General features: G+C 67.3%; 17 protein-coding genes. 7 read left to right on the top strand and 10 right to left on the bottom strand.

From position 1 onward, the window contains the following. The first annotated feature begins 38 nt into the window (after window positions 1-38). From M6E97_RS23505 to M6E97_RS23495, 3 genes are all read left to right on the top strand, one after another. The gene (locus M6E97_RS23505) at window positions 39-464 is read left to right on the top strand and encodes a secondary thiamine-phosphate synthase enzyme YjbQ (protein ID WP_003096441.1); all 426 of its coding nucleotides are present in this window, start codon (window positions 39-41) and stop codon (window positions 462-464) included. A 77-nt stretch (window positions 465-541) separates the two neighbouring features. Continuing rightward, the gene (sutA, locus tag M6E97_RS23500) at window positions 542-859 is read left to right on the top strand and encodes a transcriptional regulator SutA (protein ID WP_003096440.1); all 318 of its coding nucleotides are present in this window, start codon (window positions 542-544) and stop codon (window positions 857-859) included. A gap of 436 nt (window positions 860-1,295) precedes the next feature. Further along, window positions 1,296-2,210, top strand: a complete 915-nt coding sequence (locus M6E97_RS23495; protein WP_033939546.1) for a fimbrial protein — start codon at window positions 1,296-1,298, stop codon at window positions 2,208-2,210. 24 nt (window positions 2,211-2,234) lie between these two features. Here the strand turns inward: M6E97_RS23495 and M6E97_RS23490 are convergent, their stop codons facing one another. After that, on the bottom strand, window positions 2,235-3,611 hold the full coding sequence (locus M6E97_RS23490) for a PLP-dependent aminotransferase family protein (protein ID WP_023876172.1): 1,377 nt from the start codon (window positions 3,609-3,611) through the stop codon (window positions 2,235-2,237). 162 nt (window positions 3,612-3,773) lie between these two features. On the opposite strand from M6E97_RS23490, the gene M6E97_RS23485 reads away from it, so the two are divergent. Beyond that, complete coding sequence (locus M6E97_RS23485) at window positions 3,774-4,943, top strand: MFS transporter (protein WP_033939548.1); 1,170 nt, start codon at window positions 3,774-3,776, stop codon at window positions 4,941-4,943. Window positions 4,944-4,973: 30 nt separating this feature from the next. On the opposite strand, the gene M6E97_RS23480 is transcribed toward M6E97_RS23485, so the two are convergent. From M6E97_RS23480 to lptM, 6 genes are read right to left on the bottom strand one after another with little or no spacing between them, the layout of a single operon-like run. Continuing rightward, window positions 4,974-5,672 (bottom strand): HAD family hydrolase, encoded by a 699-nt coding sequence (locus M6E97_RS23480; protein ID WP_003123715.1) that lies wholly within the window; start codon window positions 5,670-5,672, stop codon window positions 4,974-4,976. After that, entirely contained in the window at window positions 5,669-6,580 is a 912-nt protein-coding gene (gene xerC / locus M6E97_RS23475; protein WP_003096434.1) for a tyrosine recombinase XerC, read from the bottom strand. The genes M6E97_RS23480 and xerC overlap by 4 nt, the downstream gene beginning before the upstream one ends. A 19-nt stretch (window positions 6,581-6,599) precedes the next feature. Beyond that, on the bottom strand, window positions 6,600-7,301 hold the full coding sequence (locus tag M6E97_RS23470) for a DUF484 family protein (protein WP_003096433.1): 702 nt from the start codon (window positions 7,299-7,301) through the stop codon (window positions 6,600-6,602). A gap of 30 nt (window positions 7,302-7,331) precedes the next feature. Next, complete coding sequence (gene dapF / locus M6E97_RS23465; protein ID WP_033939550.1) at window positions 7,332-8,162, bottom strand: diaminopimelate epimerase; 831 nt, start codon at window positions 8,160-8,162, stop codon at window positions 7,332-7,334. 10 nt (window positions 8,163-8,172) lie between these two features. Next, window positions 8,173-9,420 carry a diaminopimelate decarboxylase gene (gene lysA / locus M6E97_RS23460; RefSeq protein WP_023876171.1) on the bottom strand — a complete coding sequence of 416 codons (1,248 nt, stop codon included), beginning with the start codon at window positions 9,418-9,420 and terminating at the stop codon, window positions 8,173-8,175. Window positions 9,421-9,430: 10 nt separating this feature from the next. Beyond that, window positions 9,431-9,571 carry an LPS translocon maturation chaperone LptM gene (gene lptM / locus M6E97_RS23455; protein WP_003096430.1) on the bottom strand — a complete coding sequence of 47 codons (141 nt, stop codon included), beginning with the start codon at window positions 9,569-9,571 and terminating at the stop codon, window positions 9,431-9,433. Between the two features lie 253 nt (window positions 9,572-9,824). Between lptM and cyaY the strand changes: the two genes are divergently transcribed. The 3 genes from cyaY to rnk all read left to right on the top strand — a co-directional run bounded on the left by cyaY (window position 9,825) and on the right by rnk (window position 10,887). Then, on the top strand, window positions 9,825-10,160 hold the full coding sequence (gene cyaY / locus M6E97_RS23450; RefSeq protein ID WP_003121284.1) for an iron donor protein CyaY: 336 nt from the start codon (window positions 9,825-9,827) through the stop codon (window positions 10,158-10,160). Next, the gene (locus tag M6E97_RS23445; RefSeq protein WP_023910431.1) at window positions 10,138-10,347 is read left to right on the top strand and encodes a DUF1289 domain-containing protein; all 210 of its coding nucleotides are present in this window, start codon (window positions 10,138-10,140) and stop codon (window positions 10,345-10,347) included. The genes cyaY and M6E97_RS23445 overlap by 23 nt, the downstream gene beginning before the upstream one ends. A 135-nt stretch (window positions 10,348-10,482) precedes the next feature. Further along, entirely contained in the window at window positions 10,483-10,887 is a 405-nt protein-coding gene (gene rnk, locus M6E97_RS23440) for a nucleoside diphosphate kinase regulator (RefSeq protein ID WP_003096424.1), read from the top strand. Window positions 10,888-10,930: 43 nt separating this feature from the next. Here the strand turns inward: rnk and M6E97_RS23435 are convergent, their stop codons facing one another. From M6E97_RS23435 to M6E97_RS23425, 3 genes are all read right to left on the bottom strand, one after another. Continuing rightward, a complete protein-coding gene (locus M6E97_RS23435) occupies window positions 10,931-11,629 on the bottom strand; it encodes a glycine-rich domain-containing protein (RefSeq protein WP_003096422.1) in 699 nt (232 codons plus the stop codon). A 40-nt stretch (window positions 11,630-11,669) separates the two neighbouring features. Further along, window positions 11,670-14,522 (bottom strand): class I adenylate cyclase, encoded by a 2,853-nt coding sequence (locus M6E97_RS23430; protein ID WP_023127063.1) that lies wholly within the window; start codon window positions 14,520-14,522, stop codon window positions 11,670-11,672. A gap of 148 nt (window positions 14,523-14,670) precedes the next feature. Then, window positions 14,671-14,904 carry a TIGR02647 family protein gene (locus M6E97_RS23425; RefSeq protein ID WP_034005543.1) on the bottom strand — a complete coding sequence of 78 codons (234 nt, stop codon included), beginning with the start codon at window positions 14,902-14,904 and terminating at the stop codon, window positions 14,671-14,673. Window positions 14,905-14,946: the final 42 nt, after the last annotated feature.

The raw sequence follows: 14,946 nt of genomic DNA, 5'->3' as shown, positions 1-14,946 counted from the left end.
CGCGGCGCGACGGATCGGAGCCGATTTGGAACAGCAGCATGTGGCAGCAGACCCTGATCACCTTGCGCCCGCGTCCGCGGGGCTTTCACCTCGTCACCGAGGAGATACTCGACGCCTTGCCGGAGCTTCGGCGGTGCCGGGTCGGCCTGCTGCACCTGCTTTTGCAACATACGTCGGCTTCACTGACCCTGAATGAAAATGCCGATCCTGCCGTACGCCGGGATTTCGAGCGTTTTTTCGAGCGGCTGGCGCCACGCGGCGAAGTCGGCTATGAACACAACGACGAAGGTCCGGACGACCTTCCGGCGCATTTCAAGGCCAGCCTGCTGGGCTGCCAACTGACCCTGCCGATACAGTCGGGAGGGTTGGCACTGGGCACCTGGCAGGGGATCTATCTCGGTGAACACCGGGACAGGGGCGGGGCACGGCGCGTGCTCGCCACCTGGCAGGGCGAGTCAGTATGAATTTTTTCCGGCGGCGCTCATCAAAACGCGCGGCTGGGCTATAACTAACCTGCTTTTGCAGCACCGAGAGGTTGACCATGAGCGAAGAAGAACTGGAACAGGACGAGCTGGACGGCGCTGACGAGGACGACGGCGAAGAGCTGGCCGCGGCCGACGACGGCGAAGCGGACAGCAGTGACGGCGACGAGGCCCCCGCCCCCGGCAAGAAGGCGAAAGCCGCCGTGGTGGAAGAGGAACTGCCCTCGGTCGAAGCCAAGCAGAAAGAGCGTGACGCCCTCGCCAAGGCGATGGAGGAATTCCTTTCCCGCGGTGGAAAGGTGCAGGAGATCGAACCCAACGTGGTGGCCGATCCGCCGAAGAAGCCGGACAGCAAGTACGGCAGCCGCCCCATCTGATTTCGCGTCATCCCAAGGCCCGCCACCCGTGAGGGAGTGGCGGGCCTTGTGCTATGGCGCCTGCTATCTTGACGGGCATCCCGCCCCGCCGCATCCCGGTTGGCGAGCCGATCTTTCGCCTGTTCAGGCACGGCTGGCGACGGGCCAAGGCCTTTTCCTTTCCGGTGGCAGCGCTACCGTTCCACATCGTCAACCGAAGCTGCTTGCCATCCAGGCGCTCCAAGCGGCGTCCGGGGCCGATCCTGCACTTGCCGGAGAGCGAGCTGTAGAGCTTGATTAAGAATTTTCCTAGCGATTCTTAGGTGGATTCGCGGAGCCGTGTAGGTCCTGTCTTATGGCTCTTTTCCAGGCGTTCTGAAAAGATTCGCCACCCATCAAGTTCGCGCCGGTTCCGCCGGATTTTCCCGGACATGCCGGACACATCGGTTGTCATCCCATGGAGTTCAAGACGTTCCGTCGAACCCTGCTGATCGCGGCAGTCCTGTTCGTTCCCGCCGGCACCAGCATGGCTGCCAATCTGTACGCTTTCGGCGGCCGCGATATCGCCGTCCCCTCGATCCTTCCCGAGGGAAACGTCACGTCGCGCTACACGTTCACTCCCATGCAACTGTGCGGCAAGCCCAGCTGCGATCTCATCGGCGTCGCTCTGTACAACAAGGGAAGTGTCTGGGACCCGGTCGATGGTCCGGACCTGAATACCAACGTGCCGGGCCTTTCGGTGCGCCTGCTGCTGGATGGCATACCGGCGAGCAGCCGTTTCAAGGGCACTTTCTCGCAAATCGCGGAGGTCCAGTTGTTCCGCAACTCGACGCCGCTCTCCGACGGCCAGTTCGCGAGCGGAGCGTTCAACTCGTACTTCCTCATTACCTACAAGGACGGGCTTGTCGCGTCTGGCACCTCTTCCGTCAGGTTGACCGGGAGCGTCACCACGATCAATGCGACCTGCCAGGTCGCCGACCAGACGGTGAAGCTGCAGCCGATCGCTTCCGCCCAGTTGAACGGCGTCGGCACCTATGCGGCCGTTACCCCGTTCAATCTCGTAGTCGCCGGGTGTCCTCGCGGCTACAACCGCGTCGGCTACAGCGTCCAGCCGGTGGGGGGCGCGGTGGCCGAAGGCTCGGGTGTGCTGCCGCGCCTGGCGGGCAGCACCGCGACCGGCGTATCGGTCCGGGTCACCGATGAGGTAGGTGCGCCGCTACGGATGGGCACCTCTTTGCCCGTGACCGCTTACGAGAAGAACACTGGTGGGGCGTACTGGATCCCGATGAATGCGGCATACGTACAGACTGCCGAGAAAATCACGCCCGGCTCGGTCCTGGCCGCGATGGTGATCCTGCTCGACTACCAGTGAGGCAGGGGAGGGCAAGAGCGCGCCTCACCCGAACGCCTCGAAGAACGCCAGGGCCCGCGGGTCGCTGGCATAGGCGATGTTGATACGCAGCCAGTCGCTCTCCTCGCCTTCCGGGCTGAAGCCGCTGCCCGGCGACAGCAGCACGTCCAGGCGTGTCGCCACGGCCTGCAATTCGGCGAACGGGTAGTCGCCGATACGGGCCCAGACGAACATCCCGCCGACCGGTTCGGCGAACACCTCCCAGCCGTTGTCCCCAAGCACCCGCAGGGTCGCCGCCATCTGCCGGGTCAGGCGCTGGCGCAGGCGTTGCACCAGCTTGCGGTAACTGCCGTTGGCGAGCATGGTCGAGACCACGCATTCGGCGAAGCGCTGGCTGCCGATGCTGGTGTACATCTTCACATCCGCCAGGCGCCGGATCAGCTCGGGGCCGGCGATCAGGTAGCCGACCCGCAGCGAGCAACTGAGGGTCTTCGAAAAGCTCGCCAGGTAGATCACCCGGCGCAGCGAATCGAGGGTTGCCAGGCGGGTGCTGGGGCCGTTCTGGAAGTCGGCATAGATGTCATCCTCGACGATGTGGAAATCATGCTGCTCGGCCAGTTGCAGCACGCGGTGGGCCACCGAGGGGCTGAGGCTGGTGCCGGTGGGGTTGTGGTACATGCTGTTGGTGAAGAGGAACTTCGGCTTGTGCGCGAGGAGGATCGCCTCCAGCGCGGCGGTGTCCGGGCCGTGGCGGGTGCGCGGCACGCCGAGCATCTTCACCCCGTGGAATTTCAGCAGGTTGAACAGGTTGTAGTAGCCGGGGTTCTCCACCACCACCACGTCGCCCGGCTTGAGCAGCGTGCGTACCAACAGGTCGAGGGCATGGCTGGCGCCGGTGGTGGTGAGGATCTGCTCCGGGTCGACATGGATATCGATCAGCCGCAGACGTTTCTGGATGTGCTGGCGCAGCGCCGGCAGGCCCAGCGGAGTGCTGTAGTCGAACAGCCCGGCGAGTTCGCTGCGGGCGACCTGGCGGATCGCGTAGCTGAGTTCCTCGACTTCCCGCCAACTGTCCGGAATCCAGCCGCAGCCGAGCTTGAGTTTCGTCGAGCTGCCGCTGAACTGGCCCCATGCGTTTTCCGCGCCTTCGTGCCACTCGCTGTCGAGTTCGGTAGCGGCGGCGGGTGCCTCGGCGACGAAGAACCCCGAGCCGTGCCGCGATTCCAGCATCCCCAGGGCGACCAGGCGGTCGTAGGCCTCGATCACGCTGGACTGGCTGAGCTGGTTTTCCCTGGCCAACTGGCGTATCGACGGAATCCGCGTGCCGGCGCGGACGCGATTGCCGCGGATCCAGCCGCTGACCCCTGCGACGATCTGCTGCACCAGCGGCTCGCTGGCATTGCGGTCGATCCGGAGGTGCATGCCTGACTCACTGTTCGGTCTTTTCAGGCGAACAGTTAAGCACAAATCCGAACAGCTGTTACTTGTTCCGTAGCGCCGCCGCGCCGGATAGTCGACGCCTCTTCTCGCGGGCTAGCCAATGCCCACCGCTCTGCCGCGGCAGGCCCTTGTACGGAGAAACGCATGAGCAATACCCGTCGCCACGCCGCATGCCTGGCCTTCGGCCTGTGCCTGATCACCTTGGCGGTGAACCTCCAGGCGCCGCTGTACACCGCCTACGCGGAGCTTTCCGGCTACGGCGCGGCGGCCACCGCCAGCGCTTTCTCCGGCTATGTGCTCGGCGTACTGCCGGTGCTGCTGGTACTCGGCGGGTTGTCCGATCGGATCGGGCGCAAGCCGCCGATCGTCGTCGCGTTGCTGCTGTCGATGGTGGCCACCCTGGTGATGGCGCTCTGGCCGCGCCTGGAGGCGCTCGGCGTGGCGCGCCTGTTGCTCGGCGTCGGCACGGCCCTGGCATCGGCCACCGGGACGGCCTACATGAGCGAACTGATGGCGGGCGGGGATTCCCGCACCTCGGCCAACTGGGTGACCGCCAGCACCTCGCTCGGCTTCGGCCTCGGCGCGGCACTGACCAGTCTGTTCCTGCTGTCCCGGGAGAGCCTGGTGCCCGGCAGCTTCTGGGTCCAGCTGGGACTGGCCTGCGTGGCCCTGGCGGCGGTGGCGGGCCTGCCGGACGAGGCGCCGCGCGGGCGCGATACGCCGATGCTGCGGCTGCCGTTCTTTCCCGCCGGCAGCCTGCCGTACGGCTTCTCGATCCTGCTGGCATGGGCCACTGTGGGCCTGGTCATCGCGGTCCTGCCTTCGCTGCTGGCGGCCCACGGGCTGGCGCGCTGGTCGGGCTTCTCGACCTTCACCGTGATCAGCTGCGGCCTGCTGTTCCAGCCGCTGGCGCGGCGGATGGCGCCGGCCTCGGCGACCTGCCTGGGGCTGGTGATCCTGCCGCCGAGCTATGCCCTGCTGGCCTGGGGCGCGATCCACGGCTCGCTGGCTGCGGTGCTGTTCGGCGCGCTGGGCGCGAGCAGTTCCTGCTACGGCTTCACCTACCTGGGCGGGCTGTCGGCGGTGAATGTCCTGGCCGGTGCGGAAAAGCCGCGGGCCAGCGCGGGCTACTTCCTGTTGGCCTACCTCGGCTTCAGCCTGCCGGTGATCTTCACCGGACTGATCGCGGATCGCTTCGGTGCGTCGACGGCGTTGCTGCTTTTCGGCGTGTCGCTGACGTTGGCTGCCGTTGCGGTGGCGCTTTCCATCTTGCGCGGGGTAGGGCGCTTCAAGGCCAGCGCTTCGCGTGCCTAGGGCGCTACCCGCGACCGGGGGCCCGGTTCGTCATTGCAGGCGGGCGAGCAGGGCCGGCAGCTCGGCGAGGCTGCGGATCTCCGCGCTCGGCTCTTCCTCCCCGGCCCAGGGCTTGCCGTTTGGGTTGAACCAGATGGCACGCATGCCGGCGCGGCGCGCTCCGGCGATGTCGTCGCTGGGGTGGTCGCCGATGTGTACCGCTGCCGAGGCCTCGACGCCGGCGCGCTTCAGGGCTTCGCGGAATGGCGTCGGGTCGGGCTTGCCGACGCCCAGTTCCTCGGCGCAGAGGGCGAACCGGAAGTAGTCGGCCAGGCCCAGGCGGCGCACGTCGGCGTTGCCGTTGGTGAGCACGCCGAGGGTGAAGCGGTCGGCGAGGATCTCCAGGGTCGGGTGGACTTCGGGAAACAGGGTGACCCGGTGGCGCGCTTCGAGGAATACCTGGAAACCGGCCTCGGCCAGGCTTTCCGCCTCCGCCTGTGGATAACCGGCGTCGAGCAGGGCATGGAACAGGATGCGCCGGCGCAGCTCGCTGAGACGGTGGCGCAGCATCGGTTCGCGATCCAGCAGGCGGGTGCGGATCGCCCACAGGTGCTCGATGGGCACCGGACCCAGGCGCGCCGCGTTGCTCGCCAGCCATTCGCGGAGCAGGGCCTCGGCGTTGTTCATCACCGGGGCGACGTCCCACAGGGTGTCGTCGAGGTCGAAGGTGATCAGTCGCAGGCTGCTCATGGGTCGTTGCCTCCATCGGCGTTGCCCTTGCGCTTGGCGCGGGGATGGGCGCGGTCGTAGACCGAGGCCAGGTGCTGGAAGTCCAGGTGGGTATAGATCTGGGTCGTGGCGATGTCGGCGTGGCCGAGCAGTTCCTGCACGGCGCGCAGGTCGCCGGACGACTCCAGCAGATGGCTGGCGAAGGAGTGCCGCAGCATGTGCGGGTGCAGGTGCTGGCCCAGCTCGCGGACGCCGGCCTGGCGCACTCGCAGTTGGATCGCCCTTGGCGTCAGGCGCTTGCCGCCGCGGCCGATGAACACCGCTCCGTCTTCCGGAGCGGCCTGGGCGCGCAGCGGCAGCCAGGCTTCGAGCGCCTGGCGCGCGGCCTTGCCGACCGGCAGCTCGCGGACCTTGTTGCCCTTGCCGCGCACTCGCACCAGGCCTTCCTTGAGGTCCAGCCATTCGAGATCAAGGCCGACCAGTTCCGAGAGGCGCAGCCCGGAGGAATAGAACAGCTCCAGCAGGGCCTGGTCGCGGCGGGCGATGAAGTCATCCTCCACGGCACCGTCGAGCAATTGCAGGGCGCGGTCGGCGTCGAGGGTCCTGGGCAGCTTGCGCGGACTCTTCGGCGCGCTCAGGCCGTTGGCAGGGTCGTGCCGGCAGCGCCCTTCGCGTAGCAGGTACTGGTAGAGGCCGCGCGTCGCCGAGAGCAGCCGTGCCAGGCTGCGGCTGGATTGGCCCTGCTGGTGCAGGCGGGCGACGAAGGTGCGCAGGCTGCGGGTGTCGAGGGCGTTCCAGTCGGAGAGCCCGGCCTTTTCGGCGAGGGCGAGGATCTTCAGCAGGTCGCGCCGGTAGCCGTCGAGGGTGTGCGCGGAGACCTGGCGCTCGCTGCGCAGATGTTCGAGGAAGGCATCCAGGTCGGCGCGCATCTCGGACCGCCCGCCGCGCTCAGCGGACCGAGCGCAGCGGCGAGGAGAAGCGCGGCAGCACGCGGGCCAGGACCTCGGCGACGTAGCCGAGGAACAGGGTGCCGAGGGAACTCTTGTAATGCTGCGGATCGGGACTGCCGATGGCGAGCACGCCGTGCAGGCCCTGGAAACTCAGGGAGACCACCGCTGCGGAGCCGATCTCGTCGCGGTCGCTCTCGCCGAAGAGGAACGCCAGTTCGTGTGGACGCAGCACGCCGCAGACGGTCTTGCCGCCGGAGAGCAGGCCGCCGATGGCCTGGTGCGCCTCCGCGCTGCTCACCGAGCGGCCCACCGAGACGCTACTGTCGCTGAACAGGATCAGGCTCACGTAGGGCACCTGGAACTCGTGGCGCAGGCTGTCCTCGACGGTACTGACCACGTCTTCCAGGCTGGTGGCGTCGAGCAGGTCGAGGACCAGGCGGCGGGTCTTGTCGAACAGGCGGTCGTTCTCGCGGGCCACGTCCATCAGTTGCGAGAGCCGGTGGCGCATCTCGATGTTGCGCTCGCGCAGCAGGCGTACCTGGCGCTCCACCAGCGACACGGCGTCGCCGGGCTGGTGCGGGATGCGCAGCTCGGGGATCAGCTCGTCGTGCTCGACGAAGAACTCCGGGTGCTGGCTCAGATAGGCGGCCACCTGCTCGGCGTCCAGCGCTGCTGTCGGTTCCTGGCTTTTCTCGGTCATAAGCGTCTCGGTTCTCGCGGGCGACGGCCCTTACAGGCGGACCTGGCCTTCATACACGCGGACGGCAGGCCCGGTCATCATAACGGGCTGGCCGGAACCTGCCCACTCGATGTGCAGGCGGCCGCCGGGGAGGTCGATCTGCACCGGCGATTGCAGCCAGCCCTGGCGAATCCCGGCAACCGCCGCGGCGCAGGCGCCGGTGCCGCAGGCCTGGGTCTCGCCGACGCCGCGCTCCCAGACGCGCAGGCGCGCATGGTGCGGATCGAGCACCTGGAGGAAGCCGATGTTGGCCTTCTTCGGGAAGCGCGGATGGACTTCCAGTTGCGGACCGAGGCTGTGTACCGGCGCGCTGTCGACGTTCTCGACGCGCAGCACGCCATGGGGATTGCCCATGGATACCACGGCCAGTTCGATGCGCTGGCCATTCACCTCTATCTCATAGGACAAGGCTTCGCGCTCGGCCTGGAACGGTATCTCGGCCGGGGCCAGGCGCGGCGGACCCATGTCCACCGTGACCTGGCCGTCCGGGCGGATATTCAGCTCGATGATGCCGCCCTTGGTTTCTACGCGGATGCTCTTCTTCACCGTCAGGCGCTTGTCCTGAACGAAGCGGGCGAAGCAGCGGGCGCCGTTGCCGCACTGCTCGACCTCGGAGCCGTCGGCGTTGAAGATCCGGTAGCGGAAGTCGACGTCGGGGCTGCTCGGGGCTTCGACGATCAGCAACTGGTCGAAGCCGACTCCGGTGTTGCGGTCGCCCCAGAGCTTGACGTGCTTGGGCTGCACATGGGCGTGCTGGCTGACCAGGTCGAGGACCATGAAGTCGTTGCCCAGGCCATGCATCTTGGTGAAGCGCAAAAGCATGGTCTGGGCCTCACTGCGGCAGCAGGCTTTCGCCGGCGTAGAGCTCTTGGACGGTCTCGCGGCGACGGACCTCGTGGGTCTGCTCGCCATCCACCAGCACCTCGGCGGAGCGGCCGCGGGTGTTGTAGTTCGAGCTCATGACGAAGCCGTAGGCGCCGGCCGAGCGCACCGCCAGGAGGTCGCCTTCGGCGAGCGCCAGGTCGCGATCCTTGGCGAGGAAGTCGCCGGTCTCGCAGATCGGCCCGACCAGGTCGTAGCGGCGCGGCACGGCATCGCGCGGGCGTACCGCCTGCACGTCCATCCAGGCCTGGTAGAGAGCCGGGCGGATCAGGTCGTTCATCGCCGCGTCGACGATGGCGAAATCCTTGTGCTCGGTGTGCTTGAGGTACTCGACGCGGGTCAGCAGCACGCCGGCGTTGGCGACGATGGACCGGCCCGGCTCGAACACCAGGGTCAGGTCGCGGCCATGCAGGCGCTCGCGGATGGCGCGGATGTAGTCGCCGGCCAGCGGCGGCTGTTCGTCGCGGTAGCGCACCCCGAGGCCGCCGCCGAGGTCCAGGTGGCGAATGCCGATGCCTTTGCCGGCCAGGCGGTCGACCAGCCCGAGCAGGCGCTCGAGGGCGTCGAGGAAGGGCTCCAGCTGGGTCAACTGCGAGCCGATGTGGCAGTCGACGCCGATCACCTCCAGGTGGTCAAGCTCGGCGGCGCGGGCGTAGACCGCCTCGGCTTCGTCGATGGCGATGCCGAACTTGTTCTCTTTCAGGCCGGTGGAGATATAGGGGTGGGTCTGGGCGTCCACGTCCGGGTTGACCCGCAGCGACACCGGCGCTTTCACGCCGAGTTCCGCGGCCACCCGTTGCAGGCGCTCCAACTCTTCGCCGGACTCGACGTTGAAGCAGTGCACGCCGACTTCCAGGGCGCGGCGCATGTCGTCGCGGGTCTTGCCGACGCCGGAGAACACCACCTTGGCCGGATCGCCGCCGGCGGCCAGGACACGCTCCAACTCACCGCGGGAAACGATGTCGAAACCGGCGCCGAGGCGCGCCAGCACATTCAGCACCCCGAGGTTGGAGTTGGCCTTGACCGCGAAGCAGACCAGGTGCGGCATGCCGGCGAGGGCGTCGGCATAGGCGCGGTACTGGGCCTCGATGTGCGCGCGGGAGTAGACGTAGGTGGGCGTGCCGAAACGCTCGGCGATGCGGGAAAGCGCCACCCCTTCCGCGAACAGCTCACCGTCGCGGTAACTGAATGTGTCCATGGGCGCTCTCTCAGAAACCGTAGCGGTCTTTGCTGTGTTCTTTCTTGGCTTTTTCGTCGTCCGGCAGGTACAGCGGGCCTTTCTGGCCGCAGGCGGCGATGGAGCCGGCGAGGAGGGCGAGCGCGACGAAGGACAGGAACAGCCGCTTCATGACGGAATCCTTGTAGAAAACGTGAATTGTTCCGGAGTATACCGACCCCCCGGCGCCTTGCCTATGCGAGCCGGATCAGGTGTGCCGGGGCTTGCAGGGGAATGGCCTGAGGCAGAGGGGGCGCCGGCGTTTTCCGCGAGCGTCGCGGCAAAACAGCGCGGACTACGGCAATACCAGCGTAGAATTGTCGGAATAGGGCAAGACGAAGGTAGTCGCCCGCCTTTTTTCCCGTTAGCGAATGCCGAGGCAATGCATGAGTACGATGAATGAAGCGCGTTTCCACGACCTGGTCGATGCGCTCCAGCAGCAGGTGGAAGACGCCTTCGATGACAGCGACCTGGACCTCGACCTGGAGAACGCCGGCGGCGTGCTCACCGTACGCTTCGAGAACGGCTCGCAGCTGATCCTCAGCCGCCAGGCGCCGTTGCGCCAGTTGTGGGTGGCGGCGAAGTCGGGCGGCTTCCACTTCGATTACGACGAGGCCAGCGGTCTCTGGCGCCACGATGGCAGCCAGGAACCGCTGGGCGCGCTGCTCAACCGGGCGACCCTGGAGCAGGGGGGCGAGGATGTCGAGTTCCCCGGCCTCTGAGGCTTCGCCGCCGGTGGTGGCCTCGCCTTGCCGGCGCCTGTGCTGCCTCGACGATGCGGACGTTTGCGTCGGCTGCGGACGTTCCCTGGCGGAAATCCGCGAGTGGGGCAAGGCCGACGATTCCCGCCGCTTGCAGATCAGGTCACAGGCCGCTCGACGCCAGTCGCTGGCGGGCCGTCTCTCCTGATAGGGGGGATGTTGCTAATTCCTGCGACTGTGTTAGTGTCCGGGAAAACCCCGCCTTCGGGCGGGGTTTTTGCTTTTTTGCGATTCCTGCTTTTCATCGATCAACCGAACCGGACCAAGGAGCACGCCTGCGATCATGAGCACGCCGCCGATCACCATCACTCGTCTGGACCTGCAGCGCCTGGAGCGCCTGCTGGATGGCCTGGACGAATTCGGACCCGCCGCCGAGGCGCTGGAGGCCGAACTGTCGCGCGCCCAGGTGGTGGGGCATGACGAGATTCCGCCGGGCGTCGTGACCATGAACTCCACCGTGCGTTGCCGCGAGGAAAGCAGCGGCAAGGAGTACACCCTGACCCTGGTCTATCCCGAAGACGTCGCCGGCGAAGGCAAGGTCTCGATCCTCGCGCCGGTGGGCACCGCGCTGCTGGGCCTGACCATCGGCCAGACCATCGACTGGCCGGCGCCGAGCGGCAAGACGCTGAAGCTGACCCTGCTGGAAATCGAATACCAGCCGGAAGCCGCCGGCGACTACGCGCGCTGATCGGTTTTCGCCCGTCGCCTCCCGGCGACGGGCTTCGCGACCCTCAGTCGCCCCCACCGCCCCCGCAACCGCTGCCGCCGTCCCCACCGCTATCGCCGCCGCAGCCGTGGCGCGAATCCTGTCCGTCCGAACCGAAGGTACTACCGCTATCGCTGGCGCAGCCACTGCTGCAACCGATATGGCTGGCGCAATACACCGCTGCGCCGCCGTCTTGCCGCTGCGCGCAGTTCAGGGTGTAGCGGAAGCCGTCGGCGATCGCCAGTTCCGTGTCGAGAGCGAACAGCAGCGGTAGGCGCGTGGGGTTCTGGGGGTCGATGCCTTCGCGGCGACAAGCCAGCTTCCAGGCGCGCCGAATGCCTTCCTGGGCCTGTCGGGGGCTGCGCATCGCCTGCGCCGGCGTATGGTGGAGGAAGCGCCCGAGTCCCTTGCGGCAGACGTGCTGGTAGAGCCGGGTGTGCAGGATCAACTCGTGCCAGGCGACATCCACCACCTGGGACGGCATCGCGACCATCCGCTTGCCGGCGGCGCGGCATAGCAGCAGGTATTCGCGCAGGCCGCCGAGCACCCGTTGGACCTGTTCCTCGCTGAGCTGCGGATAGCGCTCGCGGACCGCCTGGGCGACCCGCGGCGGCAGGCGGAATTGCTGGATGAAGCGGTAGCGCCGGCGATCCAGGCCGCGGCGGTAGAGATAGCCGCCCACGAATGCGGCGCCAGCGAGCAGGGTAATACCGAGAAGTGCCATCCGTACGTCCTTGTCGAGCCCCGCGCGGTGCGGCGCTGGGTCATTGTTCCAGCAGCGCCTGGTTCAGCGCCGTTTCCAGGACGCTTTTATAACGCAGATAGTGCAGCGTTTGCGGCTGTTCGTCGGCGAACAGCCGCGACAGGTCGAGGTCGGTCAGGTAGCAGGGGTAGGGTTCGCTTTCCGCGCGATGCGCCAGGATATGCCGGGCGACCGCCTTGAACAGGCCGGCGCCGTACTCCAGTTCGGAAAACTCCTGGTGGTCGCAGTACAGGGTGACCTGCACGCGCTTGCGTTCGCCGCGTTCGAGTAGCGCCTGTAGCTCGTACAACGCGGGTCCGGCCAGGGCCTCCGGCGCTTCGCGAGGCTCGACGTGCAATCTGCCGTCGTTGGAGAGCAACTCGTAGTAGCGGATATCCAGCGAGGCCGGCACCTGTTCCGCCAGCGACAGGGCGTTGCGCCGGTACAGCAGCGATTGCAGGAAGCGCTGCAGCGGTGCGAGCAGGCTGCGTTCGTCACGCAACGCCTGGCGCTGGCGCCAGAGCGCGTTGCGTTCGTCGAGCAGGCTGATCTCGGCGCTGTCGAAGTCGCGCCGGTAGAACACCTGGATGCAGTCCGGCCGCCCCATGGACAGGATCAGCCCGAGGTCCTCGCCTTCCAGGGCGTGGCGATCCAGCTTCAGGGCGCTGTAGCCATCGCGCTCGCGGCCCAGGTGCTGGAGCAGGCTCGGCAGGTCGGGCAGGCTCTCGTGGCTGACCGCTTCCGGCGACATTTCCAGCAGGTGGTACTGCTGGCGGATCTGCAGCAGGTAGCGGCTCGGCTGGCCGCCAAGCAGTTGCCCGTAGGTTTCGCGGAACAGCTCTTCGACCCGCACGGCGATGGCGGCGGCCCGGTTGCGACAGAAGCAGCGCACCATCAGTTCGGGCGGCTGCGGCAGGCTTCCGGGCTTTTCGCGGACGGCGTCGAGGAACTCGGCAAGGCACTCGGGCAGCGCCTGGGGGCCTGCGTAATGGCGCACCGTCAGTTCGTTCCAGCTGTTGAGGCTGAGCTGGTCGAGGGTCAGCACCAGGTTGTCGCGCACCCCGGCATAACCGAGCACGTCGGTACGCCCGGTAGCCATGTGCAGGTTCATCTGGCTGTGGTGGCGCAGCGGGTCGACACCGACGTTGACCAGCAGCAGGACGCTCTTGAGCCGACGCGGTTGCAGCAGGTCGGCGTCGTCCACGGTCGCCAGGGGGACCGGCAGGAACTGCCGCAGGCTGCCCAGGAGATTGTCCAGTTCGGCATCGCCGAGGTCGCTCTGGCCGGGATGCAGGGACAGCCGGGTGGCGCTGTCGATGACGCCGTTGCGATGGCACCAGGCGAGCAGCTCGACCAGCCTGAGGCTGCGTTTCAGCGGCGCGTAGTCAGGCCACTGGTGAGCGCCCAGGGCACCGGGGAAGATCGCCCACTGCGCCTGCTCGCGGTCGTCGTCGGCGGGCAGCTGGACCAGGGTCAGGACGTCTTCGCCGAGATCCGGGGCGATCCCCGGGTTGATGTTCTCCACCTTGCCTGCCTTGCGCTCGAAGGCGGCATACAGGCGGCGGCCGAGCAGGCCCAGGTCGCGGCTGTCGATGCCGCTGTCAGCGCCTTGCTGGCGGGCGATCTGGAACAGCAGGCGGTAGCTGTAGGTCAGTTCGTTGACCACCGTGCGACGCTCTTCCATCACCTGGCGCATCTTCCACTGGCTGCGGCTGTCGAGCAGGGCCAAGCGGCGAGGCTCCCATTGCCATTCCGCGACGAGCCGCTCCATCGACAGGTGCTGCCAGCCCTTCTGCGCCTGGCGCTGGCGACCGCCGAGCTTGCGCCCGACCTTGAGGTACAGGCAGCGCCGCACGAGTTCCAGGCGTTCCGGCGCCTGCTGTTCCCGCAGGTAGCGTTCGAGATGGCGATAGACCAGGACGTAGGGGTCCAGTTCGTCGAGATCGAGCTGGCCGGCGAATACCTGCTCCTTGAAGCGCAGGGCGACGCAGCGGACCCGCGGGTGCTCGCTGGCGTAGGCCTCGGTGAGCAGCAGCTTGAGCAGCGACTTGTAGGGCGAATCGATGGCCTTGGACAACTGCCAAAGGCCGGCGCCGATGAACTCCCGGGCGGGGATGAGGGCCAGGTGGCCGAGGTCGAGCACCTCTTCGGCGCGGATGAAGCGTTTGCCGAGCAGGGTCCGACAGTATTCGTCGTAGCGCCGTTCATGGGCCGGCGGCACCAGCCACCACAGAGGGGTGCGTCCGCCGAGCCAGATCGCGCTGCGGTAGAACTCGTCGAGCAGCAGGAAGTGCTGGGTATTGCCGTCGCCGCCGGGCTCCTTCCGGTCTTCGCGTTCGTCCTGGCCGAAGCGGGCGACGTCGATCAGGAAACAGTGCACCTCGCTGCCCTGGCTGCGCGCCCAGTCCTCGATCAACGCGCACTTGCGGCGCAGCTCCTGGCGCGCGCCGGGCTCCAGTTCTGGGGCATGGCAGACCCAGAGGTCGAGATCGCTCTGTTCCTCCTGGGCCAGGCTCCCCAGGCTGCCCATCAGGAACAGGCCGTGGATCGGCTGTTGTGCGGGTTCCTGCCTGCGTGGCTTGTAGACAAACGAACGGGCCAGGCGCTGGGCTTCGGCGAGTACTTCGTCGTCCGCCTCGAAACCGCTCAGGCCCGCCGGCGTGCTGGCCGACAGGTAGCCCGGCAGCAGCGGATGGTTGATGTGGAACAGCAGCGGTAGCAGGCGCAGGACCCGCTCCTGGCGGCTGGACAACGCCTGTCGGGCGCGTTGCAGGCGACCGGCGTTGACCGCCAGGAAGCGTTGGCGCAACTGGCCGAGGACCTTGCGGTCGATGCCATCGTCGAGATCGAGGCTGAGTGCGGGGTGTCGGTTCATGGGCGTCCGGGCACAGGCAAGGCCAGGCGCCGTGCCTGGCTCCGGTCATGCCATTGTATCGCCCGGAAGCGCGGCGGCTTGAGCGCCGCACCGCGAACCGGGGCAACCGTCGCGGCCTGTCGGGAGCAGGTCGCGATGGCCGCTTCCGTCAACCCTTGAGGATGGTCAGCAGGCCCTGTGCCTGCTCCGCGGCATCCAGCCCGAGACTGGTCAGGTAGCCGCCGTCGGGCTGGTCGATCAGCCCCTTGTCGTGCAGGCGTCGGGCGGCGGCGATGGCCTTGCCGTCGGCGGTGTGATGGACCTTGAGTCCTTCCTGGGTGTTGTTCAGGTTGAAGAGCGCCAGCAGTTCCAGTTCGTCGATCAGCTCGGGAGTGAAGGCCATGTCGGCTCCTTGCGGTGTTGAGCACCGGTGAGTGTAGTTGGA

The organism is Pseudomonas sp. B111, from assembly GCF_026428275.1.
GTDB lineage: Bacteria > Pseudomonadota > Gammaproteobacteria > Pseudomonadales > Pseudomonadaceae > Pseudomonas > Pseudomonas aeruginosa.
The sequence above is the reverse complement of the archived record's forward strand: the minus strand, read 5'-3'. Positions and strand labels throughout refer to the sequence as shown.